Annotated in this window: 17 protein-coding genes and 1 pseudogene; 9 read left to right on the top strand and 9 right to left on the bottom strand. The window is 72.8% G+C overall.

Features of this window, described 5'->3' with window-relative positions; genetic code table 11:
- Positions 1–147: 147 nt before the first annotated feature.
- Genes ACZ4TR_RS14935 through ACZ4TR_RS14925 form a run of 3 tightly spaced genes read right to left on the bottom strand, consistent with a single transcriptional unit; the run spans position 148 to position 3,720 of the window.
- Complete coding sequence (locus ACZ4TR_RS14935; protein WP_465287566.1) at positions 148–2,322, bottom strand: xanthine dehydrogenase family protein molybdopterin-binding subunit; 2,175 nt, start codon at positions 2,320–2,322, stop codon at positions 148–150.
- Positions 2,319–3,281: an FAD binding domain-containing protein gene (locus tag ACZ4TR_RS14930; protein ID WP_465287565.1), complete on the bottom strand. Its 963-nt coding sequence runs from the start codon at positions 3,279–3,281 to the stop codon at positions 2,319–2,321. Before ACZ4TR_RS14930 ends, ACZ4TR_RS14935 begins: the two co-directional genes overlap by 4 nt.
- Positions 3,268–3,720 carry a (2Fe-2S)-binding protein gene (locus tag ACZ4TR_RS14925; RefSeq protein WP_364511086.1) on the bottom strand — a complete coding sequence of 151 codons (453 nt, stop codon included), beginning with the start codon at positions 3,718–3,720 and terminating at the stop codon, positions 3,268–3,270. The genes ACZ4TR_RS14930 and ACZ4TR_RS14925 overlap by 14 nt, the downstream gene beginning before the upstream one ends.
- Before the next feature lie 193 nt (positions 3,721–3,913).
- On the opposite strand from ACZ4TR_RS14925, the gene ACZ4TR_RS14920 reads away from it, so the two are divergent.
- Positions 3,914–4,480 carry a TetR/AcrR family transcriptional regulator gene (locus ACZ4TR_RS14920; RefSeq protein WP_465287564.1) on the top strand — a complete coding sequence of 189 codons (567 nt, stop codon included), beginning with the start codon at positions 3,914–3,916 and terminating at the stop codon, positions 4,478–4,480.
- Here the strand turns inward: ACZ4TR_RS14920 and ACZ4TR_RS14915 are convergent.
- The 3 genes from ACZ4TR_RS14915 to ACZ4TR_RS14905 form a co-directional block, all read right to left on the bottom strand.
- Entirely contained in the window at positions 4,477–4,842 is a 366-nt protein-coding gene (locus ACZ4TR_RS14915; RefSeq protein ID WP_465287563.1) for a hypothetical protein, read from the bottom strand. The genes ACZ4TR_RS14920 and ACZ4TR_RS14915 overlap by 4 nt on opposite strands.
- A gap of 79 nt (positions 4,843–4,921) precedes the next feature.
- Positions 4,922–6,406 (bottom strand): CoA-acylating methylmalonate-semialdehyde dehydrogenase, encoded by a 1,485-nt coding sequence (locus ACZ4TR_RS14910; protein WP_465288111.1) that lies wholly within the window; start codon positions 6,404–6,406, stop codon positions 4,922–4,924.
- A 35-nt stretch (positions 6,407–6,441) separates the two neighbouring features.
- Positions 6,442–7,311, bottom strand: a complete 870-nt coding sequence (locus tag ACZ4TR_RS14905; protein ID WP_465287562.1) for a Cgl0159 family (beta/alpha)8-fold protein — start codon at positions 7,309–7,311, stop codon at positions 6,442–6,444.
- An 86-nt stretch (positions 7,312–7,397) separates the two neighbouring features.
- On the opposite strand from ACZ4TR_RS14905, the gene ACZ4TR_RS14900 reads away from it, so the two are divergent.
- From ACZ4TR_RS14900 to ACZ4TR_RS14870, 7 genes are all read left to right on the top strand, one after another.
- Complete coding sequence (locus tag ACZ4TR_RS14900; protein ID WP_465287561.1) at positions 7,398–8,192, top strand: GntR family transcriptional regulator; 795 nt, start codon at positions 7,398–7,400, stop codon at positions 8,190–8,192.
- 43 nt (positions 8,193–8,235) lie between these two features.
- Positions 8,236–9,546 (top strand): hypothetical protein, encoded by a 1,311-nt coding sequence (locus ACZ4TR_RS14895; protein WP_465287560.1) that lies wholly within the window; start codon positions 8,236–8,238, stop codon positions 9,544–9,546.
- A complete protein-coding gene (locus tag ACZ4TR_RS14890) occupies positions 9,543–10,553 on the top strand; it encodes a hypothetical protein (RefSeq protein WP_465287559.1) in 1,011 nt (336 codons plus the stop codon). The genes ACZ4TR_RS14895 and ACZ4TR_RS14890 overlap by 4 nt, the downstream gene beginning before the upstream one ends.
- Position 10,554: 1 nt before the next feature.
- Entirely contained in the window at positions 10,555–13,539 is a 2,985-nt protein-coding gene (locus ACZ4TR_RS14885) for a hypothetical protein (protein ID WP_465287558.1), read from the top strand.
- A gap of 52 nt (positions 13,540–13,591) precedes the next feature.
- Positions 13,592–14,119, top strand: a complete 528-nt coding sequence (locus tag ACZ4TR_RS14880; protein WP_465287557.1) for a hypothetical protein — start codon at positions 13,592–13,594, stop codon at positions 14,117–14,119.
- Positions 14,120–14,128: 9 nt separating this feature from the next.
- Positions 14,129–14,938, top strand: coding sequence for a DUF3592 domain-containing protein (locus ACZ4TR_RS14875; RefSeq protein ID WP_465287556.1), 810 nt, complete (start codon positions 14,129–14,131; stop codon positions 14,936–14,938).
- Positions 14,939–15,030: 92 nt separating this feature from the next.
- Positions 15,031–17,403 carry a penicillin acylase family protein gene (locus ACZ4TR_RS14870; RefSeq protein ID WP_465287555.1) on the top strand — a complete coding sequence of 791 codons (2,373 nt, stop codon included), beginning with the start codon at positions 15,031–15,033 and terminating at the stop codon, positions 17,401–17,403.
- A gap of 36 nt (positions 17,404–17,439) precedes the next feature.
- Here ACZ4TR_RS14870 and ACZ4TR_RS14865 read toward each other — a convergent pair.
- Positions 17,440–17,733 (bottom strand): annotated as a pseudogene (locus tag ACZ4TR_RS14865) (ATP-binding protein); the annotation flags it as partial.
- 99 nt (positions 17,734–17,832) lie between these two features.
- A complete protein-coding gene (locus tag ACZ4TR_RS14860) occupies positions 17,833–18,201 on the bottom strand; it encodes an STAS domain-containing protein (RefSeq protein ID WP_465287554.1) in 369 nt (122 codons plus the stop codon).
- 459 nt (positions 18,202–18,660) lie between these two features.
- On the opposite strand from ACZ4TR_RS14860, the gene ACZ4TR_RS14855 reads away from it, so the two are divergent.
- Complete coding sequence (locus ACZ4TR_RS14855; RefSeq protein ID WP_465287553.1) at positions 18,661–19,482, top strand: GAF and ANTAR domain-containing protein; 822 nt, start codon at positions 18,661–18,663, stop codon at positions 19,480–19,482.
- 49 nt (positions 19,483–19,531) lie between these two features.
- On the opposite strand, the gene ACZ4TR_RS14850 is transcribed toward ACZ4TR_RS14855, so the two are convergent.
- On the bottom strand, positions 19,532–19,975 hold the full coding sequence (locus tag ACZ4TR_RS14850) for a MarR family winged helix-turn-helix transcriptional regulator (protein ID WP_465287552.1): 444 nt from the start codon (positions 19,973–19,975) through the stop codon (positions 19,532–19,534).
- Between the last annotated feature and the right edge of the window lie 41 nt (positions 19,976–20,016).

The following is a 20,016-nucleotide window of genomic DNA, read 5'->3' as shown; positions in this document are numbered from 1 at the left end:
AGCGCCCGTCAGCCTAGGACCGTGGACGGGCCGCCGTCATGGGCGATCCGCCGAGAGTTGTCGCGGATGGATAACGGCGCCGGGCCCGTTGCGCCAGGTGGCCGAACGCTCGGGGGCGGGACACGCGCGCGTGTCCCGCCCCCGCGATCAGTCTTCGAGCAGATCTTCGATGGTGATCGGGATGTGCCGGACCCGGATGCCGGTGGCGTTGTGCACCGCGTTGGCGACCGCCGCGGCCATGCCGACCGTGCCGATCTCGCCGAGCCCGCGCGCGCCGACCGCGTTGTGCAGGGTGTCCGGGTACTCGACGAAGTGGACGTCGACCTCCGGGATGTCGGCGTTGACCGGGAGCAGGTAGCTCGCGAAGTCGCCGTTCGCGAACCGGCCGTTCGCCTCGACCTCCAGGCCCTCGTGCAGCGCCGCCGAGATGCCCCAGATCATGCCGCCCATCAGCTGGCTGCGGGCCGCCTTGTCGTTGATGATCCGGCCCGCGTCGAAGACGCCGAGCATCCGCGACACGCGGGCCTCGCGCGTCCACTTGTGCACCCGGACTTCGACGAACTGGGCGCCCCACGAGGCGAACGAGTGCTTGGTCATCTCCTCGCCGGGCGCCGACGTGCCGGTCACCTCGAGCGATTCGCGTCCCACGGCTCGCAGCAGCTCACCGAACGTCATGGACCGCCCGTCGGCGAAGACCCGGCCGTCGGCGTAGGTGACTTCGGCGCCTTCGAACGGCGCGCCCGGGTCGGCCGCCAGGGCGACCAGCTCGTCGATCGCCTTGGTGGCGGCCAGCATGATCGCCGTGCCCGCGCTCGCCGTCGCCGTCGAGCCGCCGGACATGCCGCCGGGCGGCAGGGTCGAGTCACCGAGCCGCGGCACGATCCGGTCGGCGGGGATGTCCAGCGACTCGGCACCCACCAGGGAAAGCACGGTGAGCAGGCCGGTGCCGGGGTCCGCGCCGCTCGTCGCGACGACGGCGGTTTCGTCCGCCCGCAGGGTGATGCCGACCGTGGCCGGGAACCGGAGGGCGGGGAACACCGCGGTGGCCACGCCCATGCCGACGAGCCAGTCGCCGTCGGTGCGCGTGCCCGCCGGGCGGTGCGCCCAGCCGAACCGGTCCGCGCCGATGCGGAAGCACTCGTCGAGGTGCTTGCTCGACCACTGCAGGTCGTGCCCGGGCGGGGCGGTCGAGTTGTTGCGGACGCGCAGCTCGATCGGGTCCATGCCCAGCTTCACGGCGAGCTCGTCGATCGCGCTCTCCAGCGCGAACGAGCCGGGCGCCTCGCCGGGGGCCCGCATGAACGTCGTCGGCGGGAGGTTCAGCGGCACGACCTTCTGCGTGATCGACAGGTTCTTCGTGGCGTACCACTCGCGCGAGGTGCCGTGCGACGTCGGTTCGACGAACGACCGGGCGACGTCCGTGTGGCACCACGAGTCGTGGCGCAGGGCGACCAGGGTGCCGTCCGGCTCGGCGCCGAGCGCGAGCTTCTGGACCGTCGCGGCCCGGCCGGCCGTGGCGGTGAAGACCTGCTCGCGGGTGAGCGCGGCCTTCACCGGCCGGCCGAGGGCCCGGGCCGCCGCTGCCGCCAGAAACGCCGGCGTGGAGGTCCGCCCCTTGCCGCCGAACGCGCCGCCGACGAACGGGTTGATCGCGTGGACGGCGTCCGGCGCCAGGTCGAGCGCGATGGCCAGCTCCGCCGCCTGCATGTTGGACGCCTGGTTCCCGCTGTAGACGGTCAGCTTGCCGTCGTCCCACACCGCGACCGCGGAGTGCGGTTCCATCGCGGCGTGGTTCTGCGTCGCGGTCGAGTAGGTCGCCTCGACGACGACCGGGCTCGCGGCCAGGGCGGCTTCGATGGATTCGACGCCGTCTTCGAGCACCTCGATTTCCGGGGGAGAGCCGTCGAAGCCCGGCGGCGCGACTTCGGCCGTGTCGAGACCGTCGGCGAGCGAGGTCAGGGCGGGCCGCTCGCGGTAGGCGACCGCGACGAGGGCCGCCGCGTCCCGGGCCTGTTCGAACGTCTCCGCGACCACGAAGGCGACCGGCTGGCCGTAGTAGGTGACTTCCTTGTCCTGCAACGGAACCCACGTCTCGCCGAACACCGGCAGGCTCGGCGGGCGCAACGCCAGCGAGTCGAACGGCGTGTACACCTCGAGCACGCCGGGCGCGCTCTTGGCCGCGGTGGCGTCCATGGCTTCGATCTCGCCGTGGGCGATCGTGCTGAGGACGAGGTAGCCGTAGACCATGCCGGTGAAGGAGTGGTCGGCGCCGTACTTGGCCTCGCCGGTGACCTTCAGCGGCGCGTCGAGCCGGGTGATCATCGGGAGCTCCCCTCGGTCAGTTCGAGCAGGGCGCGGACGATCGTCCGCTTGAGCAGCGACACCTTGAAGGCGTTGTCCCGCAACGGGCGCGCGCCGTCGGCGGCCACGGCCGCGGCGGCCTCGAAGGAAGCCTGGGTCGCCGGGGCGCCCCGCAGGGCGTCTTCGACGGCGGGCAGGTGCCACGGCACCGTCCCGACGCCACCGGCCGCGACCCGCGCGTCGGCGATGACGCCGTCGCGGACGTCCAGCGCGACGGCGGCCGAGCACAGCGCGAACTCGTAGGACTGGCGGTCGCGCACCTTGACGTAGGTCGAGTTCGCGGCCCAGTCGAGACGCGGGACGACCACCTCGGTGATCAACTCGCCGGGGCGCAGGTCGTTCTCCAGCGCCGGGGTGTCGCCGGGCAGCTGGTAGAAGTCGCGCAGGGCGACTTCGCGGGTGCCTTCGGCGTTCGCCAGCAGCAGGCGCGCGTCGAGCGCCACCAGGGCGACGGCGACGTCACTGGCGTGCGTGGCGACGCACGAGTCGCTGGTGCCGAGGATCGCGTGCATCCGGTTGGCGCCGTCGAGGGCCGAGCAGCCGCTGCCGGGCTCGCGCTTGTTGCACGGCGTGGCGACGTCGCGGAAGTACGAGCAGCGCGTGCGCTGCAGCAGGTTCCCGCCGATGCTGGCCATGTTCCGGATCTGCTGGGACGCGCTCAGCAGCAGCGCGCGCGAGATCGCCGGGTACACCTGCGGGTGCGCGGCGATGGCGCTCATCCGCTCCAGCGCGCCGAAGCGCAGGCCGTCGCTCGTGTCGATGCCCTGCAGCGGGACCTGGTTGATGTCCAGGACGTGCTCGGGGGTGAGGACGTTCAGCTTCATGAGGTCGACCAGCGTCGTCCCGCCGGCCAGGAACGTGCCGGGCGTGGCGAGCGCGTCGTCGACGGTGGTGGGGGCGGTCAGCTCAAAGGGACGCATCGGCCCGCCTCGCCTGGTCGACGGCCTTGACGATGTTCGGGTAGGCGGCGCACCGGCAGAGGTTGCCGGACATGAACTCCCGCACGTCCTCGACGTCCTGCTCGACGGCGGCGACCGCCGACATGATCTGCCCGGCGGTGCAGAACCCGCACTGCAGGGCGTCCTGGTCGACGAAGGCCTGCTGCACCGGGTGCAGCTTGTCCTCTGTGGACAGTCCTTCGACGGTGGTGACCGGCTGCTTGACGGTGGCGGCCAGCGTGAGGCACGACAACACGGGCCGGCCGCCGACGTGCACGGTGCAGGCGCCGCACTGCCCGCGGTCGCAGCCCTTCTTCGGGCCCGTGACGTCGAGGCGCTCGCGCAGCGCGTCGAGGAGGGTCACACCGGGATCGACGTCCAGGTGTTCGGTACTGCCGTTGACTTCGAGTGAGATGTCCACTGGTCTCTTTCCGCAGCTCGTCCGGGTGGGTACCTGACGGTGGTGGTGGCGGCGAACGGGGAGCGGATACTCATCCGCTTCACCCGATCGCGAGGCTAGCGGATTACAATCCGGTTCGCAACGAACCGGACATGCTGGAGCCGCTCCAGCTCTGGGTTAGATTCGGCGGGACGGCACGAGGAGCGGGAGGACGATGACGACGGGATCGGTCAGTCCCCGGCGCGCGGACACCCGGCGCAACCACGAGCGCATCCTCGTCGTGGCCGCGGAGTCGCTGGCCCGCACGGGCGAGGTCTCGTTCAACGCGATCGCGAAGCAGGCCGAGGTCGGCGTCGGCACGGTGTACCGGCACTTCCCGACGCCGGAGGCGCTGATCCTGGCGGTGTACCAGCGCGAGGTGCGGCACATCGTCGACATCGTGCCGGTGCTGCTGGAGAAGCACGCCGCGGACGAGGCGTTCCGGGTGTGGGTGACCGACCACCTGGCGCACTACATGATGACCAAGAAGGGCCTGGCCGACGCCCTGCGCCGCGCGACGGCGTCCCGCGGTGAACTGCCGGCGAACGCGTACGAGGCGATGGTCGGCGCGGTCTCGACGTTGCTGAAGGCCAACGAGGCGGCCGGGACCGTGCGGCCGGACCTCGACCCGCTGGTCGTGCTGCGCGGCCTGGCCGGGCTGCTGCTGCTCGACCCGAACGGTGACTGGCGCGGCGACGCGGCGGCCCTCGCCGAGCTGCTCTGGCACGGGATGACCCGCTAGGCGGTTTCGGCTTCGTCGAGCCGGACGGTCACGGTGACGCGGCCCTTCTCGTCGCGCCGGGCGACGGCGTGGCCGGTGCGCTCGGTGTCGTCGAGTTCGAGGGACAGCGGGCCGCCGTCGCCGGTGAAGTTGCGCCACCACTTCTTGGCGTCGGGCAGCCGGACGCCGATGGTGACGACGTCGCCCGCCCGCCGGTAGCCGACCGGCGTGCTGAACGTGCGGCCCGACCGCCGTCCGGTGTAGGTGACCTGCGTGAGGTGGCGGCGGACCAGCCGCCCCCAGCGCGGGGACGTCCGGAGCGAGCCGACGCACGTGTTGACGCGGTCGACGGCGTTCTTCGGGAGCGGGCCTCGATACCCCACGGTGGCCTCCTTCGTCGGTGCCGCCACCCACCGTACCGGAAACCGGAGATAGGTGTTCCGGTTACCGCGGGGGGTCCGTTCAGCTGGAGGTGGGGAAGGTGAACGCCGCTTCGGAGTGGGGCCAGCGGGTCGTGACGACCTTCGCGCGGGTGTAGAAGTTGACGCCCGCCGGACCGTGGATGGGGCTGTCGCCGATGAGGGAGTCCTTCCAGCCGCCGAAGGAGTAGTACGACATCGGGACCGGGATCGGCACGTTGACGCCGATCATGCCGACCTTGACCTCGCGCTGGAACCTGCGCGCCGCCTCGCCGCTGCCGGTGAAGATCGCGGTGCCGTTGCCGTAGGGGTTGGCGTTGATGATCGCGATCGCCTCGGCCACGGTCTCCGCGCGCACGACCGCCAGCACCGGCCCGAAGATCTCCTCCTGGTAGGCCTGCATGTCCGTGGTGACGTTGTCCAAGAGGGACGGTCCGACGAAGAAGCCTTCCTCGTGCCCCTCGACCGTCAGCCCGCGGCCGTCGACCACCACCGACGCGCCCTGCTCCGCGCCCCGCGCGACGGCGTTCACCACGCGCTCGCGGGCGGCCTCGGTGACCACCGGGCCCATGTCGCTGGCCGGGTCGGTGCCGGGCCCGACCTTGACCTCGCGGGCCTTGCGCTCGAGGATCCCGACCAGCTCGTCGCCGGCCGCTCCGACGGCCACGCCGACCGAGATCGCCATGCACCGCTGCCCGGCCGAGCCGAACGCCGCCGCGGTCAGGTGGTTCGCGGCGTACTCCAGGTCGGCGTCGGGCAGGACGACAGCGTGGTTCTTCGCCCCGCCGAGGGCCTGGACGCGCTTGCCGGCCGCGGTCCCGCGCTCGTGCACGTACTTGGCGATCGGGGTCGAGCCGACGAACGAGACCGCGGCGACGTCCGGGTGGTCCAGGATCGCGTCGACCGCCACCTTGTCGCCGTGGACGACGGTGAACACGCCTTCGGGCAGCCCGGCCTCGGCGTAGAGCCGGGCGACGAAGTTCGATACCGACGGGTCGCGCTCGCTCGGCTTGAGGACGAACGTGTTGCCGGTGGCGATCGCGACCGGGTGCATCCACAGCGGGACCATGATCGGGAAGTTGAACGGCGTGATCCCGGCGACGACCCCGAGCGGCTGCCGGAAGTCGTGCACGTCGACATCGCGGGAGACCTGGTCGGAGAAGCTGCCCTTCAGCGCGTCGGCGATGCCGCACGCGTACTCGACCACCTCGCGGCCGCGCACGATCTCGCCGCGGGCGTCGTCGACGACCTTGCCGTGTTCGCTCGAGATGATGCGGGCGAGCTCGTCCTCGTGCTTCACCAGCAGCTCGCGGAAGGCGAACATCACCTTGGTCCGCTGGGACAGCGAGGAGTCGCCCCAGGTCTCGAAGGCCTTGCTCGCCGACGCGACCGCGGTGTCCACATCGGACGCTTCGGCGAGCAGCACCTCCGCCTGCCGCTTCCCGGTGGCCGGGTCGTGGACCGGCGCGGTGCGGGTCGAGCCCGCGGACGTGGTGGTGCCGTTGATCCAGTGCTCGATGATGTGCACGGTGCTCCCGAGGTCGGTGCGCTGATTCCGGTTGTTCACGACAGTCCCACCGCGGTGTCGACCGCCTTGGCGACGTCGCCGTCGTGCGGGTAGAGCAGCGAGCGTCCGACGACCAGGCCTTGCACGGTCGGCTGGGTGAGCGCGCGTTGCCACGCCGCGAAGGCCGCGTCCGGGTCGGTGACTTCGCCGCCGAGCAGGACGGCCGGCAGGGTCGACGACGCGAGCACGCGCTCCATGTCGTCCACCACGGGGAGCTTGAGCCACGTGTAGGCCGACGAGCGGCCGAGCCCGGCGGCGACGGTGATCGACTTGATGACGGCGTCGGGGGAGAGGTCGTTCCTGAGCCGCCCGTCGGCCCGGATCGACAGGAACGGCTCGACCATCGCGATCAGCTTGCGGTCGGCCAGCTCGTTGATCGCGTTCGCGGTGTTTTCCAGGACGCTCGGCGTGGCCGGGTCGTCGAGGCAGATCCGGGTGAGGGTCTTGCCGCCGTCGAACCGCATTCGCTCGATCGCTTCGGCGTCGTAGCAGGCGAAGCGATCGTCGATCTCGAAGCCCGACCCGGCCAGCCCGGTGCGGTTCATCGACCCGAGCACGGTCTTGCCGTCCAGTACGCCGAGCAGCAGCAGGTCGTCGAGGACGTCCGCGGTCCCGAGCACGCCGGTGACGCCGGGCCGTTCGAGCGCGAGGCACAGCCGTTCGAGTAGCTCGCCGCGGTTCGCCATCGCGGCGGGGTCGCCGCCGGCGGCGAGGGCGCCGCGAGCGGGGTGGTCCGCGGCGATGATCATCGCGCGGCCCTTGTCGTTGAAGGGCGACTTGGCCCGCTCGCGGCTCGCGGCCGCCTCGGCGATCGCTTCCGGGTCGTGCACCCGCTTGGCGACGATGCGCCGCACCAGTTCCGTCACGCGATCGACGATGCCAGCGCCCGGCAGAGTTTGTCAAGACATATGGACATGCGGTCAACCGGCCGGGTGACGGTAGGCTTCCGGCGATGAGCACCCCGCCGCCGTCGTCCCGCGTGGACGTCACGCACCCGGCCTGGGATCCCGGCCGGGAGATCGTGCTGGACCCGGGTAGCCCCGAGCCGCTGTACTTCCAGGTCTCCCGCCAGCTGCACGCCGCGATCGAGGACGGCCGCCTGCCCGCGGGCGCGCGGCTGGGCAACGAGGTGGACCTGGCCGCGAGCCTGCGGCTGTCGCGCCCGACCCTCCGCCAGGCGATCCAGACACTGGTCAACCAGGGTCTGCTGGTGCGGCGGCGCGGCGTCGGCACCCAGGTCGTCCGGACCAAGGTGGCGCGGCCACTGCGCCTCAGCAGCCTGTTCGACGACCTCGCCGGGCTCGGCGGCAAGCCGGAGTCGGTGGTGCTGGCCAACAGCGTGGAGGACGCCGGCGCCGAGGTGGCCGAGCTGCTGGAGGCACCGGGCCTGACGCGGGTGCGGCGGCTGACCCGGATCCGGTCGACCGACGGCGAGCCGCTCGCGCTGATGAACAACTACCTGCCCGACGGAATCATCGACCCGACGGACGAGGAGCTGCGCGGCAAGGGCCTCTACCAGCTCCTGCGTTCGGCGGGGGTCCGCCTGCACGCGGCGGAGCAGCACATCGGCGCGCGGCTGGCGACCGAAGAGGACGCGGAGCCGCTGGACGAGCAGCCGGGTGCGGCCCTGCTGACCATGCAGCGCACGACGTACGACGACTCGGGTCGCGTGGTCGAGTACGGCTGGCACGTCTACCGCGCGTCCCGCTACGCGTTCAACCTCTCGCTGACCAACGGCCCCCAGTAGGCGCGAACCGGTCACGTAAGGTGCGTTCGAAGAGGGGGTGGCGGTGACGGGATCGGGCAAGCTCCGGCTGCGCTCGGCCGTGCTCGAGGCGGCGTGGCACCGGATCCCCGGCGTCGAGGTCCTGTCGGCCGGGGACGGCGGCCCGCTGACCCGCACCGTCAAGAAGATCATCGACCCGCTCGTCGTGCGCACCGCGGCCCGGCCGAAGCTGGGCCGGCCGCTGCTGGAACCCGCCGCGGCGAACGAGCTCACCGAGCTGCTGCTCGCCGACGCGCCGCGGCTGCGGGCGACCGCCGCGTGGTTCGGGCACCTCAAGCGGCAGCGCCGGGCCCTGCGCATCACCGCGGGCAACGTCCAGGACGTCTGCTTCCCCTTGGCGTACGAGCTGGCGACCGGGTTCGGCATGCCGGGACCGGACGCGCCGGAGACCGCCGCGTCCGCGTTGCGCGAGCTGCACGGCGAAGGCGGCGAAGCCGGCGTCGCGCAGCTGACCGCGTACCTCGCCGATCCCCGGGCGGCCGCGGACCTGACCGCCGGGCTGCACCGCCGCTGGCACGCCGACGCCGGTCTCGCACCGGACGACGCCGTGGCGCTGCTCGGCGCGTTCGCCGAAACCCTCACCGATGCCGCGTGGCTGGCCGGATCCGCCGCGGGGCACGCCCTCGGCCTGGCGCTGCGCCGGCCCGGGGGAGCCGGCGCGCTCGCCCGCGCCGCCGAAGCCGTTTCCGGTTCGCCGGCCCCGGATCTCGGTCTGCAGCGCGGGGACCGCACCGCCGTCCCGCCGCTGCGCCGGCAGGACGAAGCCGGTCCCGAGCTCCTCGAACGCAGCGTCGAACGGCGAGTGCGCGCCACCCTGCGGCGGCTCCCCGCCGGCGAACGGGGTCCCGTCGCCGACCTCGTCGACGACGAAGTCCGCCGGGTCGCGGCCGGATTCGGGCTCGGGTTGCCCGCCCTGGCCACGTGTTTCGCGCTCGGCGTCGTCCTCGCTCCCGCCCTCCGGCCGCTCGACGGCGTCGCGCCCGGGTCCGCTCCCGGATTCGCGCGGCAGCTCAACACGCAGGTCGCGCGCGAGGGGTACGTGCTCCACGCCCGCCGGGCGCTGGCCGGCACCACACCACTCACCCCGCGTCCCGACGCCGAGCTGGTGCGCGAGCTGCGGGAGTTCGGGAAGCAGTTCCTCGGCCGGCTGTGGATCCGCCTGCACGGCTTCGACGTGCGCGGCGACCTCCCGGCCGACGCCGCGGACGTGCGCGATCTCGTCACCGGTGTCGTGCGGTCGACCTCGCTGGACCTGCGGACGAAGGTGCGCCGCGCGCTCGTGGCCCGCCTGCCGGAGCTGGAGGCCGTCTCGTGACGCACCCGGTGCACACCCCCGTCGTCGCGGCGGACGGCGGCCTCGTCCGCTTCGCCCTCGCCGGCCTGCTCGCCGGCGTGCCCGGCTCGATGCGCGTCGAACTCACCGACGCCGGGGCCGCTGAACCGTGGCTGACCCGGCTCGTCGGCGCGGAGCACGCCCTCGAGGCCCTCGCGTCCGGCCACGTCGACGTCCCCGCCCGGCCCGAACTGGCCACCCTCGCGCTGCTGCTGTGGGCCCGCCGGTGGTGGCCCGCGAGCGTGGCGCTCGGGATTCCGTTCCTGGACCCGGCGCTGCTCGACCTGGAAACGGCGGTCGCCACCGCGGCGGTCGAGGACCTCGCCGAAGGGATGCTCGACGGCTTCGAAGCCACGCCGGGGGAACTGTTCGACGCCGCCGTCGACGGGCTCGCCACGACGTCCGTCGCCGACGAAGTCCGCAGCCTGAGCCGGCGGCTGTCGTCCTGGTTCGACGACCAGGACGACGTCGTGCGCGCCGAAGCCGCGGGCCGGCTGGCGGCCGCCGTGCTGCCGGGCCGGCGCGAGTACGCCCTGGCCGCGGGAACCGGATCCGGCGCGTCCGCGGAGGGCGTCCTGACCGAGGGCCGGGCGAGCGTCGACTGGGCGCGGGTGCCACCGGGCGTCCTCGACGCCGCGGAGGACACCGTGACCTGGCGGGTCGTCGCGGCGCCCACGGCCACCCGCCTCGAGGTCGAGGTGGCCGGGGCGTTCGCCGACGCGGCGCTGTCCGCGTTCGCGACCCGCGACGGCGAGGTGGTCGCGGAAGTCCCGCTGCACCTGGGCGTCGGACGGTTCGCCGGTGCCGTCGACCTGGACCGCCCACCAGCTGTCCAGTTCGGACTCGTCGTCGGCGTGACGGCCGAGGACATCGGCGGGACGACGGAGGCCGACCGGGCCGAAGTGGTGTCGCTCGTGCGGACGCGCGAGGCGTTGCCGCCGGAGGCCCGGACGCTGGCCGAGCGCGCGGCCACCGAGGGGGAGTTCTGACGTGGTCGTGGGTCTGCCGCCGCCGCTCACCCCGCCGGACCGGCCGCTGCCGGCCGAGCTGGCCGGGGCGAGTTCGCACGGCTACAACTGCCGGTGCGTCGCCGCGCACTTCGGCCTGGACCCGGCTCCTTACGGCGCACTGCCCGCTTGTTCGCTGACCGAGACCGAATACCGGCGGCTGCTCGGCGAAGCCGTCGACGTCCAGCAGGAGGCCAAGCGGCTCGCCGCGGCACGGGACATCGCCGGCGCGCACCGGAAGTACGGCCGGATGCGGCAGATCGCGCGGCAGCTGGACCGGAGCGACCTCGAACTCGCCGCCGTCAGCGACCTGGCCACGGTCTGCTACTCCGCGGGCGACCTGCGCAATGCCCGGCAGTGCGCCGAAGCCGTCCTCGATGCCTTCCGGCTGAGCGCGGCCGCTGCTGTCCACTTCGGACAGTACGCCGAGGTGCGGATGATCGAAGGCTCCCGTGAGGTGGCGGATCGCGTGCTCATCTCACTGTCCACCGAGGAGGGTGACGTCGCGCGGGCTCGTGAGCTGATCGCGGGACAGCGGCACCGGGCGGCCCTGCGGAAGGCGGCCGGACCGGAGCAGTACCCGCCCGAACTGCTCGACCCGCACGGCACCGACGAGCTGGAGCTGCGGATCCTCGAGGCGCGCGTCCAGGTGGCCGCCGGCGACCCCGCCGGGGCGCTGACCGCCCTCGAGGACATCCTGGCAGCGCTGGACGCCGGGACCGGCGACCAGGTGGCTTCCCTGCGCGCGATGGCCCAGGCCGAACGTGCCCGCCTGCGCCGGGCCGGCGGGCAAGACGCCGACGCGCGCGCCGACCTGGTCCGGCTCACCGCGGACCACGCCGCGAAGTTCGCCATCGACCTGGCCGCGGACCGTGCCTCGGGCGGGGACTTCCCGGGTGCGGTCGAGGCGATCGTCGCCGCGCGCGACGAGCTCGCGGCGGCGGGCGCGACCGGCGACGTGGCGGAAGCGAGCCACGCGCTGGGGACGCTGCTGCTGCTCGCCGGCGACGTCCGGCAGGCGCGGGACCAGTTCGAGCACGCGGGCAAGCTCTGGGCGGCCCACGAAGACCGGCCCGGTCTGCGCCGGCTCGACGTGGCGCTGGCCCGGTGCGCGGCGGCGGAGGGTGACTGGGAGACGGCCGGGGAGCACGTGACGCGCGCGCGGGATTCGGCGCGCGCGTCCGGCGAGTGGCTGGAGTGCCTGCACACGGACTTCGTCGCGGCCACGATCGGCTACGCGCGCGGCGACGACCTGCGCGCGGTGCTCGACCTGCTGCTCCCGCTGGCGTTGGCGGCGGCGGACTACCGGTACGAGTTCGCGTCGCCGCGGGCCCGCACGGCGTGGGCGCGTGACGTCGCGGGGCCGGCGACCGAACTGCTGATGGTGCTGCTGACCCGGCTGCGGGAGCCGCGGCTGGCGGCGGAGCTGGTCGAACGCACCTGTGCCGTCGGCGCCTACACGGGGGTCGGGGCGGCGCCCGTCGAGCTGACCGGGACAGTTCCGTCGCTCGAGTCGGCGCCCGGCGGCGACCGGCTTCCGCTCGCCGCGCTGGGCAGCGTCACGTCGTCGCTGCCGCTGCGCCTGGCCCCGCCGCCCGCCCTGCGATGGTCCCCGGACTCGCCGATGGAGCTCGACCGCTGGCTCGACGTCGCCGCCGAGCGGTATTCCTCGCCCCGGTCCGGAACGCCGGCGGTGTGCACGTGGCCGGCCGCCGGGCCCGAGACGTTCCTCCTGCGCTACGCCGACGCCGGGCACACCTACCTCACCTGGCGGACCACCGGCGACCTCGACGACGTCCACACCCACCCGGTCGACGCCGCGCTCGTCGCGACGGCGCGCGAGTACCTGGACGCCGCGTCGCCGACGCCGCACGACGGCGAGAGCGTCTCCGACGCCGTCGGGCGGGCGATGGCCGCCTTCGGCAGCTTCGCCGGTGAACGACGGCTGGCCCGGGTTCTCGGCCTGAACCTGCTGCCGGCGGATCTCGTCGCACGGCTGCGGGAGGCGGCCGCCGGAGGACGGCGTCCGCTGCTGCGCGTCCAGCCGTCGCCGAGCCTCGCCGCGGTGCCGTGGGGCCTGCTCGCGCTGCCCGACCGGCGGCCGGACCGGGTGCTCGAACCCGGCGAGGAAGGCCGGTGCTTCGACGGCGACGAGCGCGTCCTCGACGTCGCCGACGTCTCGCTGCTGGCTCCCGCCGGGATCCCGCGCCGGCCCCCGGCGCCGCCCGGGCCGCCCGTGTACCTGCTCGACCCGCGGATCCCCGGCCAGAGCGCGTTCGGCGAGCTGGGCTCGGTGCTCGGCAAGCAGGATCCCGCGTCGCCGCTGATCCGCCACCTGGACACGCGGCTCGCCGATGGCCCGGTCCGGCCCGCCGCCGCGCGGGGTCTCGACCTGGTCCGCCGGACCGACACCGATCGGCGGCTGCTCGCGCGGCTGCTGGCCGAGCCGTGTTCACGGCTGGTGTTCGTCGGGCACGTCAGCCGGGTCCGCGACGACCACGGCGCGCAGACCGCGCTGCACCTGTCCTGCGCGGCCGGACTGCCCGGTACGGCCGCGCCGATCGGCGCGCACCGGCCCTTCACCGCCGCGGATCTCGCACTGTCCGAAGTGGACGCGATGCCGGCGCGGGTGGCGCTGGTCGGCTGCGCCAGCGCGAGCGATTTCGGCCTGGCCGAGCCGTTCGGCGTGCTGCTGGCGGCCGTCGCGGCCGGGGCCCGGCTGGTGGCCGCGACGGTGTGGGCGCTGCCGACGTCGGCGGCGGTGCCCGGCGCGGACCCGATGGCCGAACTGGTGATCGCCGTCGACACGGCGCTGGCCGGCGACGACCCGGTCGCCGAGCTGTGCGCGTGGCAGCGGAGCCGGCTCGCGGACTGGCGCGAACGGGCCGAGCCCGCGCGCTCACCGGTCTTCTGGGCGGCGCTGACCTGCCTCGATGCCTCCGACGACGGGCAAACCTGGGTTCGGTAGCAGCCGGCCCGCCCGAAGCTGTGTGCACACCACACAGCTAAAGGCGGGACCGATGTTCAAGAAGATCCGCGACAAGATCGACGAAGCCACCCAGCAGGGCATGGCCCGCGGCGCACAGGACTTCCGGCAGCACGCCGAGCAGTTCCGGCAGGCCGCGGCGGCGCAGGGGTACGACATCACCCCGCAGCTGCCGACGCCGCAGCTGGCCGCGCAAGCGTTGCGAGGCCTGACCGCCGACCCGGACATGGCGGCGTTCATGGCGCTCCCGCCGGAGGAGCAGCTGCGCCAGCAGCAGGAGCTGCAGGCCTACGGCACCGAACTGCGGCGGCTGTACGACACGTGCGAGCCGGCCACGCTGGTGATTCGCGCCCTGGAGCCGACCGGCCGGACGGTCGCGGGGCAGGCGCAGTACACCGCGACGCTCGAGGTCACCCGCGCCGGCGGCACCCCCTACCGGACGGTGACCCGGCTGATCGCGCCGCAGGCGACGATCCAGCAGTACGCGCCCGGTACCCGGCACGAGGCCCGCGTCGACCCGGCCGACCCGGCGAAGGTCGCCGTGTTCGGCCCGATCGACTAGGCGGCCGCGGTGTTCGCGTTCGCGGATTCCCCCCGGCCGAACCGCCGGTTGTGGCTGCTCGGGATCCCGACGACGCTCGCCTGGGCGGCGGCGGGCTGGTCGGGGACGCTCGGGCTGCTGGACGGCTTCCGGCTGATGTCGCTGAACCGCGTCGACGCGTGGGGGGCCGACGCGGGCCCGACGGTATCGCTGGTGCTGTTCTTCAGCGTGGCGATCACGGTGGCGTCGTCCCTGGGGTTCGCCATGCTGTGGGGCGCGGGGATGTCGCTGACCCGGCTCGGCCTCGGCTTCCGGGCGAGCTCGCTGACGACGTCACTGGGCGTGGCGCTGGGCAGCGGCGTCGCGATCCCGTCGTGGACCCCGCCGGAGTCGGTGGGGCAGCGGCTGCCGTTCCTCGACGGCCGCGCGGAGCCCTGGTCCGATGTGGACTGGGTCGTGTACTACGAGCCGTACCTGGTGCCGGCGGTGTCGGCACTGGTGGCGCTGGTGACGATCGTGGTGCTGCTGCGGACGTTCCTGCGCGAGGCGGAGGCGGAGGACCGGGTGGAAGGGCTGCGCCACAGGGGCCGGCGGGTGACCGGCCGGGTGGTGCAGGTCGAGTTCACGAACGTCTGGGTGATGGGCAACCCGCGGTTCGTCGTCCACGTCCGGTACCCGACGGAGACGGGGGAGCGCACGGTGGTGGCGACGATGGTGACCCCGCTGTTCCAGGCCCCGTCCAGCGGCTCGGCGGTGAGCGTGCGGTACGACCCGAAAGACCCGGAAAACGTGCTGGTGGAACCGGAGGGGTCGGCGTTCCCGGGATCGTTCTTCGGCTAACCGCCGACCCCTAAGGGGCTCGTCGGACCGCGTCGGACGCCGGTAGACATACCGGACGAACCCGGTCCCGAGTCCCGAACGAGGAGATCACGATGGTTACACGCCGGCCGGTCGTCCGCGGCCTGCTCCTGGCCCTGGTCGTGCTTCTCCTCGCGCCGGTCCCCGGCGTCCGGGCGGCGACCGGCCCGACCTATGCGGCCGCCGGCCTGCACCGGCCGGTCGAGCTGCTCGTCGACAAGTGGGGCGTGCCGCACATCTACGCGGCCGACACCAGCGACCTCTTCTTCGCGCAGGGCTTCAACATCGCCCGCGACCGGCTGTTCCAGGTCGACACCTGGCGCCGCCGCGGGCTCGGCACGCTCAGCGACGTGCTCGGTCCGTCCTATGTGGAGCAGGACCGGGCCGCCCGGCTCTTCCTCTACCGCGGCGACATGGACGCCGAGTGGGCGTCCTACGGTCCGGAGGGCAGGCTCGCCGCCACCCGGTTCGCCGAGGGCATCAACTCCTACGTCGACTGGCTGGGCCGCAACCCCGCCGCGCTCCCGCCCGAGTTCGCCAAGCTCGGCTACCAGCCCGCCCGCTGGCGCCCGCAGGACGTGGTGCGGGTCCGCACGCACGCCATCGGCGAGAACCTGATGTGGGAGGCCGCCCGCGCGAAGCTCGTCTGCCTGGCCGGTCCCGGCGCGAGCCGCTACCTGCGCTCCCTGCACCCGGACCACGAGGCGGCGGTGCCCGCGGGGCTCGACCCGTGCTCGGTGCCGGACGACGTGCTCAAGGTGTACGACCTCGCGACCGCCGCGGTGAACTTCACCGGCAGCGGTTTCCGGACCGAGACCAAGGACATCGCCGACGCGACCGCCGGCAGCAACGCCTGGGCGATCGGGCCGGGCCGGACCGCGTCGGGCCGCCCGATCCTGGCCAACGACCCGCACCGCGGCGCGGACGCCCTGCCCTCGGGCCGGTACGTCGCGCAGCTGTCGGCTCCCGGGCTGAACCTCGCCGGCGCGGGCGAGCCGTGGAACCCGGGGATCGCCATCGGGCACAACGAAAACATCGCGTTCGGCCTGACCAACCTGCCCGTCGACCAGACCGACCTCTACGTCTACGAGCTCGACCCGAACGACCACACCCGCTACCGCTACGGCGCCGGCTGGGAGCGGATGACCACGGTCACCGAGTCCATCCCGGTGCGCGGCGGCACGCCCGTCACGAGGGAGCTGTCCTTCACCCGGCACGGCCCGGTCGTCAAGGTCGACGAGGCGGCGCACCGCGCGTTCGCGGTCCGCACGGCGTGGACGCAACCGGGCGCTTCGGCGTACCTGGGCAGCCTGAACTACCAGCGGGCCACGAACTTCGGCGAGTTCACCGCGGGCATGCGGAAGTGGGGCACACCGGGCTCGAACCTGGCCTACGCCGACGTGCGCGGCAACATCGGCTACGTCCCGGCGGGGCTGACGCCGCGTCGCACGGGTGCCGGTTACGACGGCCTGCTGCCCGTCCCCGGTGACGGGCGCTACGACTGGAATGGCTTCCACGCGAACAGCGAACTGCCGGGCCGGTACAACCCGGCGCCGGGGTACTTCGCCTCCGCCAACGACTTCAACATCCCGCCGGGGCACCCGGTGGTGTCCAACTACGAATGGCAGCTGCCCTACCGCAAGCAGCGCATCGACGAGCTGATCGAGTCCCGACCGAACGCGACCGTCGCCGACTCCCTGGCGTTGCAGAAGGACGAGAAGTCACTGGTGGCCACCCAGCTCCTCGAGTTCGTGCGAGGACTGTCCTCATCGGACCCGGACACCGCGAAGGCGCTGGAGTTGCTTCGCGGCTACGACGGCGTCGCGTCGGTGGACTCGCCGGGAGCCGCGCTCTTCGAGACGTGGATCATGAAGTACCTGCACTACGTGTGGGCGCACGCGGTGCTGCCGCAGGCGGCCGCGGACGCGCTGGTGCGCACGATCAACCCCGACTTCAGCCTGATCATCGCCTCCTTCACGGACCCGTCGGGCTGGCTCGGCCCGGACGGCGCGGCGGTGCGCGACAAGCTGATCCTGGACTCGCTCCCGGTGGCGTTCCGCGACGTCGCGAGCCAGCTCGGCAGCGACACGTCGACGTGGCACTGGGGTTCGCTGCACCACCAGGAGTTCAAGCACCCCCTGGGAAGCCCGAACGTGGGCCCGACCCCGGTCGGCGGCTCGTACCACACGATCCACCCGTCGTTCTTCCACCCGCTGACGTACGCCCAGATCATCGGGGCGACGTTCAAGATGGCGCTGGACGTGGGCAACTGGAACGGCTCGGCGGCGATCAACGCGCCCGGGCAGTCCGGGGATCCGCGCAGCCCGCACTACAGCGACCTGAACGGGCTCTGGGCTTCGGGCGGGTCGTTTCCGCTGCTCTACAGCCGGAGCGAGGTGCAGCGGAATCTCGACGTGCGGATCCGGCTGGAGCCGGCCGGGCGATGAGATCCGGCGGCGCTGGTCCGGGCGCCAGATCATCGTCACGCGGGTTCCGTGCTTCCCGGTTTCGGCGTGCAGCTGATCGGTGACCTTGTCGATCAAGAGGAGCCCCCGGCCTCCGGACGTCGATGCGCCCGACGCACGCCGCGGGTCTTCGGGGGCACCGCACCCGGTGTCGGAGACGACGACGGTGAGGACGTCCCCGGACCATTCGGCGTAGAGCCGGATCCAGCCCCGTTCGCCGGGGTAGGCGTGGGCGACGACGTTGGCCAGTGCTTCGCAGGCAGCCAAGGTGATGTCGTGGCCGCTGTCGGAACTGCCGGACCTGGCCGGCACGATCTTCCCTTCCTGCCTGCGCTCGCGCCCTCAGTCGCGAACTCGTAGCAGGGAACTGCCCGTGAAGTCCGTCCGTTTCTTGTTCGTGGCCTTCCTCGGTCAGGCCAGGCGAGCAGGGTCATGACCGCGCAGCGCCGTGCCGAGATCCGGCACGATCGTCAGGTGCTGCTCCAGTCCCAGCAGCTCCAGCGGCCGGCGGACCGCGCGATGCCGGGCGACGACGGTCAGCCCGCCGCCGCGCAGGCTCGCTGCGACCAGGACGCCCAAGATGCTGGACGAGCAGAAGGTGACCGCGGCGAAATCCACGACTACGCGGGTGCCGCCCGCGACGATGCGGGCCAGCGCGGCCTCGAGCACGGGGCGGGCGACGAGGTCGAGTTCTCCGGCGGCGCGGACGACGACGAGGTCGTCGCGCGTCTCGGTGACGATGCTGAAGTACTGGTCCGGCGGCGCGGCGGGCAGGGCCATGGGTGACCGCTCTCTGGCTTCTCGACGGGATCCGCGCTCGGGCGCGACGGATCGCCACCGGAGAGGTGGGGATGCGGCAGCCGAGAACGGATGCTGAAGCGAGAGGCTGTGATGTCAACCCTTCGTCGATCACTTTACGCACCCACGGCCCGTCACCGCCACGAGTGTCCCCTTCCCGCTACGGGACGATCCGCTGATCAGTCCAACACCGCACTCCGATCAGACGTGTAGTGCGTTGCGCCGTGGGGTAGACCGGGTTCGAGTCTGGTTCTCTGCGCGCAGAACACCAGTACTTAGGCCCCACCGGTCGAAACCTGCGGCCGGTGGGGCCGCCTCGCCTCACTCGCCGGCGCACCCGCACTTTGCAGAATGCACACCGCTGCGGCGGGAACGCCGAACCACGGGTCGGTACGGTGTCGGAGTCAGGGCCCGGCGACCGGGCGACGGAGGAGGACCACGGTGAGCGACGTCGACGCGCAGACCGACGACCACTGGGAAGCCGATCGAACCGCGTTCCGCGCCGACCTGGGCAGTGCGGACTGGAACCGGTGCACCGTGGCCGCCGACGGACCGCTGGCCCGGCAGTTCGGCGCTCTCGCCGCCGTTCTGCTCGAGGCGGAGTCGCTGCACGACGCGATGGAACTCGTCGTCACCGCGGCACTGAGGATCGTGCCGGAAGCCGATCTGGTCAGCATCACCCTGCGCTCCGCCGAGGGCACCTTCCACACCCCGGTCGCCACCGGCGAGACGGCCGAGGAGCTGGACCGCATCCAGTACCGGACCGGGCAGGGCCCGTGTCTCGAGGCGGCCCGGCACGAAGGCCCGGGTCATGCCCTGACCAACGACCTCGCGACCTCCGACGCGTTTCCCGAGTTCGGCTCTCAGGCCGCGCGGCTGGGCTTCGGTTCCTTGCTGGCCACGACGTTGCTGCCCGGCCGCAAGTCCGACCTGCCGCCGGGCGCGATCAACCTCTACAGCCGCCGGCCCGGCGCCTTCGGCGACGCCGCCGTCGACCACGCGCTCATCCTGTCCTCCCACGCTTCCCTCGCGTTGGCCGGTTCGGCCGCGCACACCGCCTCCGCGCTCAGGCAGCAGCAGCTCGAGCAGGCCGTCGACAGCCGCGACGTGATCGGTCAGGCGAAGGGAATCTTGATGAACCGCCGCGGAATCTCGGCCGACGACGCCTTCGACATCCTGCGGCGCACGTCCCAGGAGCTCAACGTCAAGCTCGTCCAGCTCGCCCACACGCTCACCGAACGACACCGGGAACTCGACGGCTGAACCCCGGCCGGCGAACCCTCAGGGGTTCGCGGGATCAGTGCGGTGTGGATCAGCCGAGGTGACGCAGCAGCTCGAGCAGCGTGCGCTGCTGGTCGGCACTCAGCTCCGTCAACAGGTCCGAAGCGTGGAGACGGTCGCGGAGGGTGTTCCACAGGCCGAGGCCGCGATCGGTGAGCACGAGCGTGCGCTTCCGGCCGTCGGTGGGGTGGGGGCGGCGGGTGACGAGATCCAGGGTTTCGAGCTTGTCCGCCGTGAGGGTCACGGTGGACGGGTCGCGTCCCAGCCTCGCCGCGATCTCGCGAAGCGTCATCGGTGTCTCGCTGGTCGCCAAGGCCCACAGCAGGTCCGAGGCCGAGCTCGGGGCGCCGCTGTCGCGAAGCGTGGTCGCGACGATCGCCCGCGCGGTGTCCCCGACCTCGATCAACCGCCGGATGATCTCGGCTTTCCGCAGGGCGTCGGCGGACCCGGCGCCGGATTTCGTCTCGCTCGGCATGCGGGCCATGATAGCTTGGAAACTCGTTGAGATATTCAATG

This window comes from Amycolatopsis sp. NPDC028719 (assembly GCF_055565395.1).
Note: the sequence above shows the minus strand (reverse complement) of the source record. Positions and strands in the feature narration are given on the sequence as shown.